At 69.1% G+C, this 18,141-nt stretch carries 11 protein-coding genes; 4 read left to right on the top strand and 7 right to left on the bottom strand.

The window, feature by feature from the left end:
* The first annotated feature begins 3 nt into the window (after positions 1 to 3).
* Positions 4 to 510: a hypothetical protein gene (locus ACGFNU_RS28325; protein WP_392598362.1), complete on the top strand. Its 507-nt coding sequence runs from the start codon at positions 4 to 6 to the stop codon at positions 508 to 510.
* 51 nt (positions 511 to 561) lie between these two features.
* Here the strand turns inward: ACGFNU_RS28325 and ACGFNU_RS28320 are convergent, their stop codons facing one another.
* The gene (locus tag ACGFNU_RS28320; protein ID WP_392598360.1) at positions 562 to 3,354 is read right to left on the bottom strand and encodes a TIR domain-containing protein; all 2,793 of its coding nucleotides are present in this window, start codon (positions 3,352 to 3,354) and stop codon (positions 562 to 564) included.
* Positions 3,355 to 3,402: 48 nt separating this feature from the next.
* The gene (locus tag ACGFNU_RS28315; RefSeq protein WP_392598812.1) at positions 3,403 to 6,237 is read right to left on the bottom strand and encodes a TIR domain-containing protein; all 2,835 of its coding nucleotides are present in this window, start codon (positions 6,235 to 6,237) and stop codon (positions 3,403 to 3,405) included.
* A 468-nt stretch (positions 6,238 to 6,705) separates the two neighbouring features.
* On the opposite strand from ACGFNU_RS28315, the gene ACGFNU_RS28310 reads away from it, so the two are divergent.
* The gene (locus ACGFNU_RS28310; RefSeq protein WP_392598358.1) at positions 6,706 to 7,404 is read left to right on the top strand and encodes a DUF4253 domain-containing protein; all 699 of its coding nucleotides are present in this window, start codon (positions 6,706 to 6,708) and stop codon (positions 7,402 to 7,404) included.
* Between the two features lie 495 nt (positions 7,405 to 7,899).
* On the opposite strand, the gene ACGFNU_RS28305 is transcribed toward ACGFNU_RS28310, so the two are convergent.
* From ACGFNU_RS28305 to aceE, 5 genes are all read right to left on the bottom strand, one after another.
* On the bottom strand, positions 7,900 to 9,279 hold the full coding sequence (locus tag ACGFNU_RS28305) for an alpha/beta fold hydrolase (protein ID WP_392598356.1): 1,380 nt from the start codon (positions 9,277 to 9,279) through the stop codon (positions 7,900 to 7,902).
* Positions 9,280 to 9,563: 284 nt separating this feature from the next.
* Positions 9,564 to 10,310: an SDR family NAD(P)-dependent oxidoreductase gene (locus ACGFNU_RS28300; protein WP_392598354.1), complete on the bottom strand. Its 747-nt coding sequence runs from the start codon at positions 10,308 to 10,310 to the stop codon at positions 9,564 to 9,566.
* Between the two features lie 186 nt (positions 10,311 to 10,496).
* Positions 10,497 to 13,172 carry an ATP-binding protein gene (locus ACGFNU_RS28295; RefSeq protein WP_392598352.1) on the bottom strand — a complete coding sequence of 892 codons (2,676 nt, stop codon included), beginning with the start codon at positions 13,170 to 13,172 and terminating at the stop codon, positions 10,497 to 10,499.
* 92 nt (positions 13,173 to 13,264) lie between these two features.
* Positions 13,265 to 13,828, bottom strand: coding sequence for a G5 domain-containing protein (locus tag ACGFNU_RS28290; RefSeq protein ID WP_392598350.1), 564 nt, complete (start codon positions 13,826 to 13,828; stop codon positions 13,265 to 13,267).
* Positions 13,829 to 13,991: 163 nt separating this feature from the next.
* A complete protein-coding gene (gene aceE, locus ACGFNU_RS28285) occupies positions 13,992 to 16,769 on the bottom strand; it encodes a pyruvate dehydrogenase (acetyl-transferring), homodimeric type (RefSeq protein WP_392598348.1) in 2,778 nt (925 codons plus the stop codon).
* A gap of 504 nt (positions 16,770 to 17,273) precedes the next feature.
* Between aceE and ACGFNU_RS28280 the strand changes: the two genes are divergently transcribed.
* Positions 17,274 to 17,462: a DUF1918 domain-containing protein gene (locus ACGFNU_RS28280; RefSeq protein ID WP_392598346.1), complete on the top strand. Its 189-nt coding sequence runs from the start codon at positions 17,274 to 17,276 to the stop codon at positions 17,460 to 17,462.
* A 180-nt stretch (positions 17,463 to 17,642) separates the two neighbouring features.
* Positions 17,643 to 18,050, top strand: coding sequence for a secondary thiamine-phosphate synthase enzyme YjbQ (locus ACGFNU_RS28275; RefSeq protein ID WP_392598344.1), 408 nt, complete (start codon positions 17,643 to 17,645; stop codon positions 18,048 to 18,050).
* The last annotated feature ends 91 nt before the right edge of the window (positions 18,051 to 18,141 follow it).

Genomic DNA, 18,141 nt, shown 5'->3' with positions numbered 1-18,141 from the left:
CCGGTGACCACGCTCGACCTCGTGACCGCGATGGTCTATGGCGCGCACATGGGATGGAGAGGCTGCGGCACGCCGGCCATGTGGGCGGTGATCAATAGCCGGGCTGGAGTCGACTGCGGAGCGCTGTATCTTCGCGTCTCGCGAACCGCGCAGTCGGAGCGCCTCAGCCGCATGAGCATGGCCGGCGGCTGCTCACCGTTGTCCTGGACCCTGCGGCCGACGTCGAGGGGCCCTTCGTGCTCTATCTCAGGTCTTTCGCCAGTGACGATTCCGTTGCGGCACTGGTCCGTGATACTCGGCGCGGGCCACGGAGAGGGACTTGTGTGGGAAATGGAGCAGGCCGTCAGGAATGTCCCACAACAACTGATCTTGCTGATCGCGATGGAGCCGAGGGAGGTCGAAGCCTTCCGCCTGGCCCACGGGCATGGGTTTCCCTGGTATCTGCCGCCATGTCCACCAGGTGACGGCCACGGGCTGGGAGCCACCCTGATCCTTACGCTTGCTTCATAGGACGGTTGAACTTGAGGTGGTGCTCGAGGGACCCGCAGAGGCAGGCCACCGTCATCGGCGCACGGCCGGAGGGCAGGATCGACTCGACGTCGGGCCGAGGTGAACCTCGCGCTCCCATTCCTGGTGAGTGAGGGCGCGACCCGCCGTCGCGCAGGCGCGCACCGTCAATGCATCGGCCGAGACCGCCCAGCGGATCAGTTCGCCCCCAGCGGTGGCCGTCAGAAGTTCCCGCTGATCCGTCGTGAAGGCCAGCGTCGTGCCTCCGTACGGGGTCGTGGCCGTCGAGCCCTCGGGATAGGGGAGCTGGAAGCTCCCGACGAGCTCGCTCGTCATGGGGTCGGTCAGGACGACCGAGCCATCCGTGCGCAACCGGGCGAGTAGCCGTTCATCCCGGGAGACCGCGAACGACCAGTGATAGCCGCCATCTGGTGGGAAGGTCCGTTGAAGGGTCCGGCCATCGCGGCTCCAGACCTCCAGATCGTCTGTGGCGCGCTGGACGTACAGGTTGCTCCGTGTGAACACCACCTGGACGGCCGCGCCGTCGCCGACCTGTCGGATGCGGCCGGTGCCGAGGTCGATGAGCGCTGCGCCGAGAGTGCTCGCGACGGCGGCGGAATGCGCCTCGGGGTCAACGGCGCCGGCGGCGACGTAGTCAAGGCCGTTCCTCCTGCGAGGGCCTGCGGCGATCCGTCGGCTCCGTCCGGTCGAGATGTTGTTGACGCGCACGGCACCGGAGGAGTCCACGATGACGACCTCTCCACCGTCGGGGGTCTGGCTCGCGGCGATGGGGGCGGAGCCGTCGGTGGTCCAGCGGCCGACGGTCACCGGCTTCGCCTCGAACGTTTGGAGCTCCTCCTCCTGATCAAGCGAGCGCAGGAGCAGCGGACGCTTCCGTGCCCGATCCCAGACCGGCGTTGTATTCGAGGCAGTATCGTTCCGGACGAGCGTGCGCGGAGGCCTGCTACTGAAGTCGTAGACCGCGGCGCCCTGGATCGAGCCGCTCATGAGAACCAGCCGTTCGTCCGGCGGCAGCACCAGCGTCGGCGGGTTCCCTGCCGCTGCGGCGTCCGCGACCGTTATGCCGGTGCGTTCGGCGAGCCGCCCCGGGTAGCGCAGGTCCCACAGCGCGACCGACTCGCCCACCGCCGAAACCAGGCGCGTGCCGTCACGTCCCAGAAAGGCAAGGCCGCGGACTTCGCGGGTGCCGGTCAACAGCTCCCCCGCGGGGGCTGTCTCGGCCGACTGCGAATCCTTGCTCAAGGGGCCGACGTAGAGAGCGCCGCCGCGAGTGGTCGCTGCCCACTTCCCGTCCCGGCTGATCACCAGGTCGTCGGACGGCGCGTTGGGTGTGCGTGAGGAGAGGAAACCAGAGGGGGTGGAGGTGTCGACGTTCGGGTCCCGGGTGGACCACGCCGTCACCTGCCCATATTTGGCGTAGCCGAGGTACTCCCCATCAGGGGAACTGCCCGGGGCGAAGCCTCCGGCGGGGGTGCTCATCGTCAGAAATGCGGCCTTGGACCGTAGGTTGCTCGCAACCATCCGCCGCCACATGCCAAGCGAGTTGAACATCGTGACCTCGGCGTCGTCTGTCAACCCCACATGCTCGAAAGAGTCCGAACGGACCTGGACGGATGCGCCGGACGCACGCACATGCATCGTCAGCGTGGCTCTCGCACTGTTGGACGGGCCGCCGTCCAGCACCGCTACCGTCTTTCCGGATGGGGATACGGCGAGGTCCACGGTGCCCAGGTGGGCGCCCATCGTCGTGAACGCTGCGGTGGCCGCCATGTCCTTTACCCACACGGCCGCGCCGTCGGCCACCGCGACGACCATGCCGTCGCTGTTGAGCGCCACCTGGGTGACCCCTCGGCTGCCCACTGTCAGTTCGTCACGGTGCCCGCTGCGCAGGTCCCAGCGGATCACGCGTCCGGACGCCGTGCCCACCGCGACGACACCGCCATCCCGGGAGGCGGCCAGCGCGGTGATCCTCGCCCCCGCTGTCAGGTACCGGACCAATCGCGGGCTGGAAGCGAGTGACTGAAAGAGAGCGGCCCTGGTCTGCGGGTTGTGGTCGAGCCGGTAACCCTCCACGGCGAGCAGTTGCGCCACGTCCAGACGTGTGGAGAGGTTCGCCGTCGCGAGCGCGGCGAGCTGGCGCGAGGTAGCCAGGCGCGCCTGCGTGCGCGCCTTGTCCCGCTGGCCGACGGCGACGAACGCCCCACCGGCGGCCAAGAGGGTCAGCACCGTCATCACGGCGACGGCGCCGTACGCCAGACGCATCGTGCGCTGGTGTTGCCGGACCTGTTCGCTGATGAGCAGCTCTTTCGGCGTTCCATGGAGTGGCGCTGCCAGGTCTGCGAGGCGCTCGACCGGCAGGTCCACGCCCGTTACGCCGCTCATATCCACCCACAGCGGCTCGGTGCGGAAGACCTTGCGGAGTGCAGGGGGGACAGGCGCGTTCGGTGCCCAATCGTCAGCAGCATCGTCCCAGACCAGGCGCCGCTCGGTCGCCACGATCAGCAGCCGCGCGGCCGACCGGTGGGCCAGCCACCACGTCACCTCGCGGTTGACCCACGGTGACGCCGCCGCGGAATCGGACGCGAGCAGCACGAACCAGCGGGCCGTGCCCAGCGCACGCTCGATCGCGCCCCATAGGTCGGGGTCGGCCGCCAGGTCGGCGTCGTCCCGGAACACCCGCAGTCCGCGTGTCCGGTACCAAGGCTTGGCGAACCGCTCCAGTTTCGTTTGCAAGACGGACGCGAGTTTGGCGTCGTGAGCGTGCCCATAGGACAGGAACGCGTCGTAGGAAAAGGCGTCCCCATTACCTTCGCGAATTCCGGCCATCGTCACCACCCCCTTGGGCGACCAGTGAGCGATCTACCAGTCCGGTGATCATCCGCATGCGGCGCGGTGTTGTACTCCCGCGCCCACATATTGCGACCAGTCCCCGGCGGAGATGTCATGTCCAGCCGAGGTGCAGGCAACGTTCGACCATGCCCTTTCATCGAACGACCACTGCTGAAGCCTTCCCTTGCCGGTCGCTGGTCCCTCGGGTATCGCCGCGAACAGCATCCGTCCGTCCGGCGAGAAGGCCAACCCCGTCGGATCGATGGCCGGCTCATCGAGCAGAGGCAGGATGCCCAGAGTCGCACCCGAGGTCACATCGGTAATAAGTGCCTTGCCATTCGGGCGAAGCCTTACGAGCAGGTCACCCCCGTCCGAGGCGAGCCGATCCCCGCCCGGGTTGTCGCTCTGGAAGGTCCGAATGAGACGGCGCCCATCGGGCGACCGGATCTCCAGAGATCCAGAGGTGCGTTGAACGATGACCCGGTCGCCCGCGAATCCGACTCCCCGCACGGCAGGACCGGGAAGCCACGTGCCTCCGCCGTCGCGGGTGTCGATGAGCACGGCCCTGCGGTCTTCCAGCTCACCGGTGGGAACCAGCAGAACGGCGCGCCCGGTTCGCGCATTGAACTGGGCCCACTCCGGCATCCGTCTCCCGGCGTGCAGGCCTCCCGCAGGGCCGCGCTTACTGATGACGACCTTCCCTGTCGAGGGGTCGCGCATCCGGACCCATCCCGAGCCCCAGATCTCAACGAAGTGCCCGGCCTGGGACCAGCCGGTGAGAACCACGACATCCCCGTCCACCGGCTTCCCGGAATCGAAGTCAGGCGCCCAGTGAGCGACCGCCGCCGTCCCGTCGAGTACATCCACGCCTCCATCGGAGGTGGGCACCAGCAACCGGTCGCCACGCGGATTCCAGAGCGGCGGGCCGTAGGACCAGCGGGCAGAGCGGATGGTCAAAGGGACACCCGACAGGGGGACGTTCTGCAGCGTCAGTGCCCTGCCCTCACCGTCGAGCACCGCCACCTGCCGTCCGTCGGGGCGGACGGCGAGATGCGGGGCTGGGCAGGCGTTGCACGACCACGGGATGGCGAGCTCTCGTACGGTGCTGAGACGCGAGGGCTGCCGGAGATCCCACAGCGCCAGAAAGCGTCCGGTCGCCGAGAGCAGCCGGTCACCCGCAGGACCAAGGAACAGCAACGTGTCGGTGGTGACGGAAGAGTTGCCAGTGAGCACGGTCGTCGGGGCGTCTTGCCCCCGTCGCGTCGTTGTAGCGGTGACATGGATGGTGCCCGCACCGTCGGCCGCCGCGAACCGCCCGCCGTTCGAGGTGACCGCCACCGCCGTCGGTGCGCCGGCGGCGACTTTGACCCACCGGAACGGACGATCGGAGTCGGCGGAGGAGTGGTCCGTACGCCACACGCGGAGTTCGGAGGCTCCATTGCTGAAGGTGAAGTACCCGCCATCCTGGGCCAGCGCCGCCGCGTAGCCGTGCACGCCGAAACCAGGCCCCGTCCCCCCGTCCGATGTCAGGGCATTGGAAATATGTCGCATCCAGCGGCCTGTACTCGGATCGAGAAGCACGATTTCGGTCTCGTTCGGCATGGCCACACGCACCCCGCTGCGCAGGGAGGGTGCCCGCGTCCACCGTCCGGTCCTCCGGTCCAGGACGTGCAAGGTTCCGGGGGCGCCGAGCTCGTCGTCGCGACCCCCGGTAACGACGGCGACGCGCTGTCCGCTGGGGGAGAGACCGACTCCCTGCGGCACCTGCCCGCGCGGAAGGGACAATGGACGCTGCGTCCCGCCGGCCCACAGCGTCGCCGTGGTGGCCCCGGCGGCCACGATCGTCTCGCCATGCGCGCTGACCGCCAGGGCGCCGATCGCTGTCGGCAACCGCATCACCGTCGTCCCCGGTGAAGGTCTGGCGAGGTTCCACCGCACGACTCTGCCGGAGCGTGTTCCGGCCACGGCCGTGTCGCCGTCGCGTGCACCGGCCAGGGTGGTGACCGGGTCGGTGGCGTCCAGGTAGCGGACGAGGTGGGGGCTGGCCAGAACGGCTCGCAGAAGCGCCGCGCGGGTCTCGGTGTTGCGATCGAGCCGGTATCCGGCCACGGCCATTGGCTGCGCGAGGTCGAGCCGTTCATCGGTGAGCGCGCCGGAGAGGGCGGCGAGCTGGCGCGCCTCAGCGACCCGGGCGCGGTCCCGCGCGATGTCGCGCTGCTCAAAGGCGAATATCGCAGCTGCGGTCGCCGTCAGCGCCAGCACCGTCAGCACGGCGACCGTCGCCTGAACGGCCCGCCGTGTCCGGCGCCGCTGGCGCAGGTGCTCTCCGACCATGACGGCCTTGGCGCGGCCGTGCACGGGCGCGGCCACGTCTGCGACCACCGTGTCAGGCAGGCGGCCTTCGGGCAGGGCGGTCCCCAGCCCGTTCTCAGGGCGCAGATCGACCCACGTAGGTGCCTCGTTGTAGACACCGAACAGTGCGTCCGGCAGGGCGTCGGTGGTCCGCCGGTCGAAATCGCCGTTACCCCACCGCAGCTCTCCGGCCGTCAGTGCTATGAGCAGCCGCTCGTCCGCCTGCGGCCGATGTTCAAGCCACCAGGAGACCTCCTTCGCCACCCATGGAGATCGCGCCGCGCCAGGTGAGGCCAGCAGGACCAGCCATTGTGACGCAGCGAGCGCGTTCTCGATGGTCGGCCAGAGCGCCGGAGCCGCCGCCAGATCACTCTTGTCGCGAAAGACCCGCAACGCCCGGGCTTTCCACCAGGGGCGCGCCAGCCGCTGGAGTCCAGATTGCAACGCCTCTGCCATGGCCTGACTCTCGGCGCGGTTGTAAGACAAGAAGACGTCGTACTGGTGTTGTTCCCTTGCTCTCCACGGCATCGGCGACACCTGCCCGAACGAAAAGACGCGCCACCTGCCAGAATCACCGGCTCTTTCACATGATCACAAGACATGGAAAATGATTCTCTTTTGAGCCCTGTGACTGCAAAGGCGAGTCGGTTCCGCTGGCCGCTTTTGGTCAGCGAGGCGCTGTTCGGCAATCTGCTGAGGACGTGTTATGGCCGTGCGCGGCCAAGTGATGTTGGGGTGTAGACAATCTTGATGCTCTCGGGCAGGTTCATGGGCTGGCAGGTGGGACACCGTCATCCAGCCGGCGTGGGGCCGATGGCGGCCTCAATCCCACCCCGGGTATGCCACGATCACTTCTTAAGTTGGCAGTCAAAGGCTACGAGTGCGGGAGATGCGGTCCTATGTGAGTGGCTCGCGGTACGTTCCAGGCGGCCACCCAGCAAACGGGTACCATCCTCATTGGACCTATGCCGCCGTTCGTGCCCTTAAGATCCCCCCATGATCGGCGGCATCTCTGGTCGGTTGGCGGCGTGCGGTGTCGGCGTTCCTGAGCTCAGGCCGCTGCCGGGTGCCGTCACCGTGGCGGGGTTCGCCTCTGGAGGCGCCGAGGCGCTCGCCTGGTGGTACCGGCTGCGGGCTGTTCACGGCCACACGGGGCTCTGGCCGGTATTGACCGACGGGGTTGCTCTGCCTGGTGGCGACCCTGCCGCGCGGCTCGCGGAGGCGGCCGAGCTCGACGGCGCCGAGGTGTTGAATCCCAGTGGGGACACCTATGAGTTGCTGGACGACATGCCATGGCCTGACGAGCCTCACAGGCTCGACGGGTTCGGGTTTCCGTATCTCCGGGATGGAGGGCCTGCGCCGGTTACGGTCGCGCTGGTCGAGGCGGAGCATGGCTGGCAGGTGCCGGCGTTGCTGAACTACGGCGGTTTCAACGACTGCCCGCCACCCGCCGTGCACGGTGCGGTTCTGCGGCATTGGCATGAGCACTATGGCGCTGAGCTCGTGTGCTTGGAGCGGTCTGCTTTGGAGTTGCTTCTGAGCCGACCACCCCAGACCAGAGCTGAGGCGCTCGCCTTCGCGTGGGAGTACACCGCGTACTGCGCTGACGGGGCGGACCTCTATCAAGCCGAGGAGCTCCCGGAGTTGGCCGGCAGCCTGCTCAACGCAGAGGTAGTCCGCTTCTGGTGGGACTGAAAACGGCGCCTACGGTTCTGTCGCGTGGTTACGGATCAACGACCCGTTATCTGGAACACGAGGAATCGGTCGCCTGATACGACCACGCGCGAGGGCCCCTCGTTCGGGACGTGAGGCCCGGTTATGGTCTTTCCGTGGAAGCCGAGCATCCGCCCCCCTCAGCCCCTCGAAAGGCATGCTCAACGTCGACGTCGTCAACGGGCGCATCATGTATGTCGAGGTGATCGACCGATCGCCGCTGCGCGACCGCTGACGGGCCGAACCAGAGCATCCTCAGCCTGTGGTCACCCAGGTCGGCCTGTGACCGATCGCGTGAGCGGGAGCCACCTCAACCGGTCCGGTCCGGTCCGGTCCGGTCCGTAAGCGTGCGGTCATGGACACGTCCGGACGTCAGGTGATGATGCCCCACTCGCGGGGCCGCTGATGCTGGACGGACGTCGTCGGTAGGGCATTGGGCCCGGCGGCCCGTGACGGGCAGCCGGGCCCCGGGATCTGTCAGTTCGGGATTTGGCTGCCCTTGCAGCCTCTGTCGATCCGGCCCGTCTCGAAGTAGCGCGTTATGTCGGCGGCGCACTCGGGCACTCGGGTGGCCGACACGTGCACGTCATCGGCGACCGTGTAGACGGTGCCGCCGATGGAGCGCCGCGTTTGGAGCGTCCAGTCGTAGACGGACATAAACTCGTACAGGTGCCCTGCCAGCACCAGTGAGCCGCTACCCCGCTCCAACGTGGCCTGCCGCACCGGCAGCGGCCAGCCGGAACAGAGGGACGTCAGTCCCCAGGCCCGGCCGGTCGCGGGATGGCGCTTCACGAGCTGCCGGTAGTCGCGCCAGGCGCTGTCGAAACCGGGCCGGCTGCCGTCCTCGTTGCACGCGACCGCCAGGTTCATGGTCATGTTCTGCATCTCTGGCGCACCGGGCACGGGCGTCGACATGGCGCCGAACATCTCCTTGACGGTGGGCGGGGCGGTGGTGCCCGTCGCCGTCCGCAGTTCGGCCAGCGCCCTGCCCGCGCGTGCCCACTCTGTCGAGTTGCGCCTGGCCAGATCGGCGACGGCCGAGCCGTCGATGGGCCGCCGGAGGTCAGTGTAGGTCTTGGGGTTCTTGTCGTAGGTGCGGACGAGCCTGGCCACCTCCTCGCGGACGTGCCGGGCGGTGGCACCTAGCCCGTAGCTCTCATCGCGGCCGGCAAGCCAGGCGGCCATGCGCCCGAAGTCACGCTCGGCCGCGTTCGCGCTGTCCTTGATGTGCCGGTCGAACCGGGTCCACGGCGGCGCCACGCTGTCGAGGAACGCCCGTCCGGTGTGCTGGGGGAACAGGCTGCGGTACGCCATGCCCAGGTAGGTGCCCCAGGAGAGAGCGAGCAGGTTGAGCGTGCGCTCACCGAGTGCGGCCCGCACCAGGTTCAGGTCCCTGGCGACGTTGTCGGTGGTGAGCTGTCCGAGGAAGGCCGGGTCAGAGCGTCCGCAATCCCGGTTGGCGGCGACTTGAGCGTCGTAGATCTTCCTGGCCGCCTCCTTGGTCAGCGTGCCCGGCTCCGGCGGGCCCGGTGGTGAGATGGGGCAGGCGACCTTGGTGCTGTATCCCACACCGCGCGGGTCGAAGCCGATGATGTCGTGCCGCTCGTTGAGCTTGGCCATCTCCTTGTTCCTGAGGGCGACTCGCACGATCGGGTCGAGGTACCCGCTGCCGCCCGGCCCTCCCGGCAGGACGGCGACGGCGCCGAGCCGGTGGGCCTTGTCCGTGGCGGCCAGCCGGGTCACCGCGATGTCGATCTTCCGCCCGCCGGGGTCGCGGTGGTTCAGCGGGACGCTGACCGTCCCGCACTGCAGACGCTTCATGAGGACGCGGAAGACCGGAAGCTGCTCCTGTCTCACGCCAAGGCCCCCGATCACCTCATCGGAGTAGGCCGGGCAGGGTTTCCACTGAACGGACGACACGCCGGGGCTCGCGGTGGCGCTCGCACCGATACCAATGGTGGCGCCCACGGCGCAGGTGACCACCAGCGCCGTCAGTGATGTTCGATATGTCATGCGGAACAGTTATTGAGCAGTGGTGGTTTCTCTACCGTTTCCACGAAGGCGGTGCTGTTCGAGCGAAGCGAGGGCCCTCGCATTGCGAGGGCCCCGTGAGGGGCCCTGCGCGTGATGGCGGCTGGCTGTCAGTCGACCAGGGCGCCGCAGGAGATGTTCACCTGGGTCGTGGTCATGCTGCGGGCGCGGTCGGAGGCCACGAAGGCGGCCACGTTGCCCACGTCGGCGAGGGTCGCGGCGCGCTTGAGCTGGGTGCCGTCGATCATCTGCTGCTTCATCGGGGCCATCTCCTCGGAGTCCGGCATGGTCTCGGGGATGCCGCCGGTGCGCAGCGTGACCACGCGGACGCCGGACGGGCCGAGGTCGGCTCCCCACTGGCGGCGCATGCTCTCGACGAGGTCGAAGCCGATCTGCACGTTGCCCATGTTCGCCATCGGCACGTTGTCCGAGCCGCCGAAGTGCAGGATCACGCCGGAGCCCTGCTTGGTCATGTGCCGGGCGGCGGCCTTGGTGGTGATCAGGAAGGTCTTGGCGACCGAGCCCAGCGACTGCGCGAAGTCCTCGGCGGGCGCCTGGAGGAGGGGTCCGAACAGGCCGTTGTGGGAGATCACATTGACCGAGATGTCGACGCGGCTGGCCTGCGCGGCCACCGAGTCGACGTAGTCGTCGACGGCTCGTTCGTCGAGCGCGTCCACGATGGCGGTCTCGGCCAGGCCGCCCGCGGCCTGGATGTCGGAGGCAACCTTGTCGAGCTTTTCCTGGGTGCGGCCGACGAGGAAGACCCTCGCTCCCTCGGCGGCGAAGGCGCGGGCCATCGCCCCGCCGATCGAGCCGCCGCCCCCGTAGATCACCGCGGTCTTGTTGTCGAGAAGCATCGTTGTCTCCTGTCGTTGGATGCCTCGACGGTAGGGACGGTGCCGGTGCGCGCACATCGGTCGTCCTTCGGGTCTTCACCGGGAAAGGGGCGGAGCGTGGGGCTTGGGGAGCCGGCTGCTCAGGGGGGCTGGAGGTGGTGCTTGACCTGGTGAAACGCGCAGAGTAAGTCGTTTGACCGATACGGCTCAGAGCTCTAGCTGGGTGAGCTCGATCCGCTTGGAAACGCCCAGCTTCGGATACGCGCGGTAGAGATGGTGGCCGATCGTCCGAGGGCTCAGGAAGAGCTGGGCCGCGATCTCCCTGTTGCTGTACCCCGCCGCGGCCAGCCGTACGACCTGCAGCTCCTGGGGCGTGAGGCGGCTGGGCAGCTCCGCGCCGCGAGAGGCCGAAGGGCCACCTAGGACGCCGAGTTCCGCACGGGCCCGAGCCGCCCAGGGTGCGGCGCCTAGTTTTTCGAAGACGTCCCGCGCCTGGGTCAGTTCCGCTCCGGCCTCCGTACGGCGGCGCTGGCGCCGCAGCCACTCCCCGTAGACCAGGCGTGTGCGGGCCTCGTCGTAGGGACGGAATCCGCCGCTGAGCCGAAGGGACGCGGTGAAGTGTTCTTCGGCCTCGTCGCCCGAGGCCAGGAGGGCGTGGCAGCGCCGGGACAGAGTGAGGACGGAGGCCTGGCCGGTCTGTTCGGCCCAGCGGTCGAACGCGGGCAGATGTTCGCGGCCGAGTTCGGGCCGTCCGGCGCGGGCGGCCGCCTCCACGTGGTCGGGCACCGCCCGGATCAGGACGTCATAGCGGGCCGGCCCCCCGCACACCGAGCCGAGACGGTCGAGGGCGTCCTCGGCACGTCCCGCCGCCAGGTCGAGTACGCCCTGGCCCCAGCGCGCGAGCGCGGTGACCGGCGGATGGAACGCGGCGTGGTCCAGCGTGACCGATGTGCAGCGTTCCTCGTCTCCGAAGATCCCGGCAAGCCAGACCATCATCGTGTCGTAGATGGTCTTCTGGGTCTCCATGCCGAGGTCGGCCGCGAGCGAGGCGCCTTCGGCCACGGCGGTCTCGGCGTCGCGGAAGTCGCCCCGCAGCGTTCTCCCGACCGCCACGAGCTCCAGGATGTACGTGAGCCAGGTGAGCGCCCCCGCCGCCCTCGCGTCCGCGGTGACGGAGTCCACGATCGTCATGGCGGTGTCGTCGTCCCCGATGAGCAAGCCGGTGGCCCCGGCGCACACCCGTTCGAGGTAGCCGTCGAAGGCCCCGTCCCGTTCGGCGCCGACCAGCGCGCGCATCGGGGGAACGGCCGACTCGGGTTCGCCGTCGAGCAGGCGGGCCCAGCCGATCAGGCCGTCGACGAGGAAGACCGAGGGGGACCCGGCCGGCAGTCGCAGCTTTTCCAGGTGGGACGCGGCACGCGTCATCGGCTCGTGGGCGCCCGCGTCACGGGCGGCGAAGATCGACTCGGTGAGCATGCTCACGGCGGCTTCCGGGGCCTCGCCGACGATGAGCTCCGCGGCCTCCAGCGCGAGCACGGCGTCGGCCTCCGGCGAGGTCGCCTCGTACTCCACCTGCGCGCGGATGAAGGTCGCCTCGGCGGCAAGCCGGGCCTCCGTGGTCGAGGCGGCGCCTTCGGCCGCGAGGCGGGCAGCCCAGGCCGGCCGTCCAGCGTCGTAGGCCGCCCGTGCCGCGTTGACGATGCGGCGGGCGCGGCCCTCGGCGTCGGTGCTGAGACGCGCCGCGCGTTCGTAGGCTGCGGCGACCGCCATCGTCCCCCCGCGGTCCTCGGCGCGGCGTGCGACACGTTCCAGCTCGGCGGCGACCTCCTCGTCCGGTCCCGTGGTCGCCGCCGCCAGGTGCCACGCGCGGCGATCGGCGTGCCGCTCGCCCGGCAGTTCCGCGGCGAGGGCGGCGTGCACCGTGATCCGCTGATGATGGGGCGTGGACTGGTAGGCGACCGACCGCACGAGTGGATGCCGGAACCGCACCTCGTCCCCGGCGAACGTCACGAGCCGCGCCTGTTCCGCCGCGTCCAGGTCGGCCGCGCCGGCCCCGATCCTGGCGGCGGCGCGGAGGATCACGCCGAGCCCGGCGGTCTCGTCGGCCGCCGCCACCGCCAGCACCGCACGCGTGGACGCGGGCAGCGCGGCGAGCCGGGCCCGGAACGACTCCTGCACCCGCCCCGCGACCGGCAGCGGGCCGACGGGGGCGGGATCGACGCCCAGCTCGATGATCGCCAGAGGGTTGCCCGCGGCCTCGGCCAGCACCCGCGTGGCGACCGGAGCCGCCAGCCCCGGCGACCGCGCGTTCAGGAGCCTGCCCGCGTCGGTCTCGCTCAGCGCGGTGACCCGAAGGCCCGAGATGCCCTGGATCGGCGAACGCTCGCCCTCGTCCCGCACCGCGAAGATCATCGCGACGGGATCGGCCCCCAGCCGCCGCGCGGCGAACTGCAACGCGTCCGAGGACGCCTGGTCGAGCCACTGCGCGTCGTCCACCACGCACAGCACCGGCCGGTCGCCCGCGATTTCGGCGAGCAGGGTCAGGGTGGCCGCCCCGATGAGGAACCGGTCGCTCGCACCCGTCTCGGCGAGCCCGAACGCGCCGCGCAACGCCGCAGCCTGCGGCCCCGGCAGCGCCTCGATGTGCTCCAGGTAGGGATGCAGCAGCGAGAACAACGCGCCGAACGGGATCTCGGCCTCGGACTCGATCCCGATGCCGCGCATCACGGTCATGTCCCGCGCCGCGCTGACGGCGAACTCCACGAGCGTGGACTTACCGATACCGGCCTCGCCGTAAAGGGCCAGCGCGCCGCTCCGCCCGGCCCGGGCATCGGCCAGAAGCCCGGTGATCTGCTCCTGCTCAGGCTCCCGCCCCACCAGCATGCGCGAAACCGTAGCAAACCTCCTGGATTCCCATGCCGTCCTCGCAGACAACGGCCATGCGTGCGTTGTGCGGAGGCTCAACAGCGTGAGGTTTACGTGTCGCAGGCGATGCCGTCGCCGTCGCGATCCAGGTCGTAGATATCCGAGCCGACGACGCGAACGGGCCCGTCGACATATGCGGGACCGTTGCCGCTGCCGCCCGCGCAGTCGACGTCACTGGCGATCGGAACGCAGGCACCGCTGTAGTTCGGATCGCACTTCGAGGCCTGCTTCGTCCCGACGACGATGACCTGCGTGATCGGCCTTTTCGAGACCACCTCACGGATGAGCTTTCTGGTCACCTCTGCGCCGTTGACGGAAGTGACGTGGAAGGTGAGGGTCTTGACCCCCGCGACGCCGCGCGTCCGCACCTTGGTGACGCCCTCGGCCAGCGAAGGATCTTGAATTCTTCTCGTCTTGTACGGAATGGACTTGGTCTCGGTGACGGTGCGCGTTTCGCTGCTCGGCGTGGCTTTCACCGCTGCGCTCGCCGGTGCGGAAGACGCCGTACTCGTCGCCGTCGGCGCCGGTGGGCCCGCCTCCGTGGCCCCTCCGCATTTGGCGCCGACCGTGAACAGGCCGCTGATCGCCAATATGGCTACCGTCGCGCGTTTCATTGGTCCCCCTAACCCCGTGAAAATCACGCTAATCCCGAGTGCATCTGCCTAACAGGGGCATTGGTCCCGGCTCGGCCGGGCGGGATCAATGGGGAGGGTGGGTGACGTGCGAGGGCCCCGGGGTCGTTGCTGATCCCGGGGCCCTCTTGGCCGCTGAAGCTGGTTACGCCTCGCCGCCGGTGTTGCTTTCGCGGGTGCCCACGCCGCCCGCGAAGACGCTGCTCACGTCGGCGTTGAGCTGGTAGCGCTCGATCGCCTGCTGCAGGGTCTCGGGCTTGACCTCGCCCTGGCGGACGAGGCGGGTGAGGACGGCCAGGACGATGGACGCCGCGTCCACGTGGAAGAAGCGGCGCGCGGCGGCCCGGGTGTCGGAGAAGCCGAAACCGTCGGTGCCCAGGGACGAGTAGTCGCCGGGCACCCACTGTGCGATCTGGTCGGGCACGGCCCGCATGAAGTCCGAGACGGCGACGATCGGGCCGGCGGCGTCCTGGAGCTTCTGCGTGACGTAGGGGACGCGCTGCTCCTGGTCGGGGTGCAGCAGGTTCCAGTCGTCGCAGGCGTGCGCCTCGCGGGTGAGCTCGTTCCACGAGGTGGCCGACCAGACGTCGGCGGCCACGTTCCACTCCTCGGCCAGGAGGCGCTGGGCTTCGAGGGCCCAGCGGCCGCCCACGCCGGACGCGAGGATGTTGGCGTGCGGCGCGTCGTCGAGGGCGGGCGCCTCCTTGTAGCGGTAGAGGCCCTTGAGAAGCCCTTCGACGTCGAGGCCCTCGGGCTCGGCGGGCTGCTGGTAGGGCTCGTTGTAGATGGTGAGGTAGTAGAAGATGCTCTCGCCGTGCGGGTGCTCGTCGGTCGGCGCGTACATGCGGCGCAGGGCGTCCTGCGTGATGTGCGCCAGCTCGAACGCCCACGTCGGGTCGTAGTGCACGCACGCGGGGTTGGTCGCGGCCAGCAGGGGCGAGTGGCCGTCGGCGTGCTGCAGGCCCTCACCGGTGAGCGTGGTGCGGCCGGCGGTGGCGCCGAGGAGGAAGCCCTTGCCCATCTGGTCGCCGAACGCCCACATCTGGTCGCCGGTCCGCTGGAACCCGAACATCGAGTAGAAGATGTAGACCGGGATCATGTGCTCGCCGTGCGTGGCGTACGAGGTGCCGGCGGCGATGGTGCTGGCCATCGAGCCGGCCTCGCTGATGCCCTCGTGCAGCATCTGGCCCTGCTCCGACTCCTTGTAGGAGAGGAGCAGCTTGCGGTCGACCGCGTCGTAGGTCTGGCCGTGCGGCGAGTAGATCTTGGCGGTCGGGAAGAGCGAGTCCATGCCGAACGTGCGGTACTCGTCCGGCGCGATCGGCACGAACCGCGAGCCGATCTCGCCGTCCTTGATCAGGTCCTTGAGCAGCCGGACGAACGCCATGGTGGTGGCGACGTTCTGCTTGCCGGAACCCTTCTTGAGCTCGCCGTAGACCGCGTCGCCGGGCAGCTTGAGCGGCTTGGCCCGGACGACCCGCCTGGGCAGGAAGCCGCCGAGGGCCGCGCGGCGCTCGCGCATGTACTGGATCTCGTCGGAGTCCTCGCCCGGGTGGAAGTAGGGCGGCAGGTCGCCTTCGAGCGCGGAGTCTGGAATGTCGAGGTAGAGGCGGTCGCGGAACGCCTTGAGCTCGGCCTTGGTGAGCTTCTTCATCTGGTGCGTGGCGTTGCGGGCCTCGAAGTCGGTGCCGAGCGTCCAGCCCTTGATCGTGTGGGCGAGGATGACCGTCGGCTGGCCGACGTGCTCGCGGGCCGACTTGAACGCCGCGTACACCTTGCGGTAGTCGTGGCCGCCGCGCGACAGCTTGCGCAGGTCGTCGTCCGACAGATGTTGGACGATCTTGCGCAGCCGCGGGTCGTCGCCGAAGAACTTGTCGCGGATGTACTCGCCGGACTCGACGGTGAACGTCTGGAACTGGCCGTCCGGCGTGGTGTTCATCTTGTTGACGAGCACGCCGTCGCCGTCCTGGGCCAGCAGCGGGTCCCAGTCGCGACCCCAGATGACCTTGATGACGTTCCAGCCGGCGCCGCGGAAGAACGACTCCAGCTCCTGGATGATCTTGCCGTTGCCGCGGACCGGGCCGTCCAGCTGCTGCAGGTTGCAGTTGATCACGAAGGTGAGGTTGTCGAGCTCCTCGCGCGCGGCCAGGCCGATCGCGCCGAGCGACTCGGGCTCGCCCATCTCGCCGTCGCCGAGGAACGCCCACACGTGCGAGCGGGACGTGTCCTTGATCTTGCGGTTGTAGAGGTACCGGTTGAACCGGGCCTGGTAGATCGAGTCGATCGCCGTCAGGCCCATCGAGACGGTGGGGAACTCCCAGAAGTCCGGCATCAGCCGCGGGTGCGGGTAGGACGAGAGGCCGCCGCCCGGATGCGACATCTCCTGCCGGAAGCCGTCCAACTTCTCTTCGGGCAGGCGTCCCTCGAGGAACGCGCGGGCGTAGACGCCCGGCGCGGCGTGGCCCTGGATGAAGACCTGGTCGCCCGACTCGCCGTGGTCCTTGCCGCGGAAGAAGTGGTTGAAGCCGACCTCGTAGAGCGACGCCGCCGAGGCGTAGGTGGCGATGTGGCCGCCGACGCCGAGCCCGGGCCGGTTGCCCCGGGAGACCGCGATCGCGGCGTTCCAGCGGATGTACGCGCGGATGCGCCGCTCGATGTGCTCGTCGCCGGGGAACCAGGGCTCGTGTTCCGGCGGGATGGTGTTGATGAAGTCGGTGCTGCGCAGGCCGGGCACGCCGACCTGCTGCTCGCGGGCACGCTCCAGGAGCCGGAGCATCACGTAGCGAGCCCGGCCGCGGCCCTCGGTCTTGATGACCGTGTCGAGCGATTCCAGCCATTCCCGGGTCTCGTCCGGATTGATGTCCGGGAGCTGGCTCGGCAGCCCGTCGCTGATGATCGAAAAGCGTTGACGTCCGGAAGCCACGGGGTCCCCTCTGCGCTTACCGTCTTTTCTCCTACGACTGTTCGTCGTCTACGTGATCCATCGTCGTCGGTAATGACGGCTAACGCATCTCTACTTGCCAGTAACTATTTCGGCCGGTCAGAGGCCGGACGTGGCCCGCCTGGCACAAGGTGCCAAGTGGGGGCCATGGGGCGTCCGACCACGCGCCGGGCCGCCGCCCGGACGCGCAGCACCACCGCCTGGACGCGCGGCGCCACTGGCGGGACGCGCGCGGTGCCACTGGCGGGACCTGCGCGGTGCCACCCGCCGGATGTCCGGTGCCACCGGCCGGACGCGCGGCGCCAGCCGCGGGATCCTCGCCGCGCCACCGCCCGGACGCGTGCGGTGCCGTCGTCAGGTCGCCCTCGAATCTTCGGTCAATCGCCGGCAAACCTCCGGCTCCGCGTCGCGGAAGCCTCTCGACGACGCGCCGAAGACGTACGAAGGTGGAAGTGAACGCGACCGCTGCCGATCGCAGGGGGCACCATGCAGGCTACCGTCGGAGACCGGCTGCATGTCCATGGCAACATCGTGGGCCAGCCTGACAGGCAAGGCGAGATCATCGAGGTCCGTGGCGCGGAGGGCGGCCCTCCGTACGTCGTCCGTTTCGAGGACGGCCACGAGACCCTGTGCTACCCGGGCCCGGACGCCGTCATCGAGCCCCAGAAATCCTAGGAGCTTCGCAACCCCGGGAGCTCCCGCGACCCCGGGGAACGCCTAGAACGCCTATGGAGAGAACCGCGTCGTTCCACATGGTGGGATCCGTTTTCTGAACGTTGGGATTCGCGTTCTGAAGAGCGGTTTTTCTGCGCCTGGTGAGTGGGTTCCGGGCGTGCGATCGGGTAGACACTGATCATGAAGAGCACCGTGGTCCAGGTGACCACCGGGTCCCGGGAGGTCGTGCACGACATCACCGGTGAATGCGAGCGGTTCGCCGCCGGGGAGGGCGGTGACGGGTTGCTGCACGTCTTCGTGCCGCACGCCACCGCCGGCGTGGCGATCATCGAGCTCGGCGCGGGCAGCGACGACGACCTGCTGGCCGCGCTCGCGGACCTGCTGCCCGCCGACGACCGGTGGCGCCACGCCCACGGTTCGCGCGGGCACGGGCGTTCACACGTGATGCCGGCGCTGATCCCCCCGTACGCCACGATCCCCGTGCTGAACGGCAGGATGGCCCTCGGCACGTGGCAGTCGGTGGCGCTCGTCGATCTCAATGTCGACAATCCGGAGCGCCAAGTCCGATTGTCCTTCCTTGCGGGATGAACGTGGGTTGTTACGCTCTGCGTGTGTCCTGTTACGAGGATCGCCGTATTCGGGCCAATGAGCCCACCAAAAGCCGGGAAGACACTTGCGC

This window comes from Spirillospora sp. NPDC048911 (assembly GCF_043198015.1).
Taxonomy (GTDB): domain Bacteria; phylum Actinomycetota; class Actinomycetes; order Streptosporangiales; family Streptosporangiaceae; genus Spirillospora.
This window is presented reverse-complemented; position numbering and strand designations above follow the sequence as displayed.

What these genes read in the sequence shown, in the direction of transcription:
- ACGFNU_RS28320 (WP_392598360.1), bottom strand. Translation starts at nt 3,354, where the DNA reads ATGGCCGGAATTCGCGAAGGTAATGGGGACGCCTTTTCCTACGACGCG.
- ACGFNU_RS28315 (WP_392598812.1), bottom strand. Translation starts at nt 6,237, where the DNA reads ATGCCGTGGAGAGCAAGGGAACAACACCAGTACGACGTCTTCTTGTCT.
- ACGFNU_RS28310 (WP_392598358.1), top strand. Translation starts at nt 6,706, where the DNA reads ATGATCGGCGGCATCTCTGGTCGGTTGGCGGCGTGCGGTGTCGGCGTT.
- ACGFNU_RS28300 (WP_392598354.1), bottom strand. Translation starts at nt 10,310, where the DNA reads ATGCTTCTCGACAACAAGACCGCGGTGATCTACGGGGGCGGCGGCTCG.
- ACGFNU_RS28295 (WP_392598352.1), bottom strand. Translation starts at nt 13,172, where the DNA reads ATGCTGGTGGGGCGGGAGCCTGAGCAGGAGCAGATCACCGGGCTTCTG.
- ACGFNU_RS28290 (WP_392598350.1), bottom strand. Translation starts at nt 13,828, where the DNA reads ATGAAACGCGCGACGGTAGCCATATTGGCGATCAGCGGCCTGTTCACG.
- ACGFNU_RS28280 (WP_392598346.1), top strand. Translation starts at nt 17,274, where the DNA reads ATGCAGGCTACCGTCGGAGACCGGCTGCATGTCCATGGCAACATCGTG.
- ACGFNU_RS28275 (WP_392598344.1), top strand. Translation starts at nt 17,643, where the DNA reads ATGAAGAGCACCGTGGTCCAGGTGACCACCGGGTCCCGGGAGGTCGTG.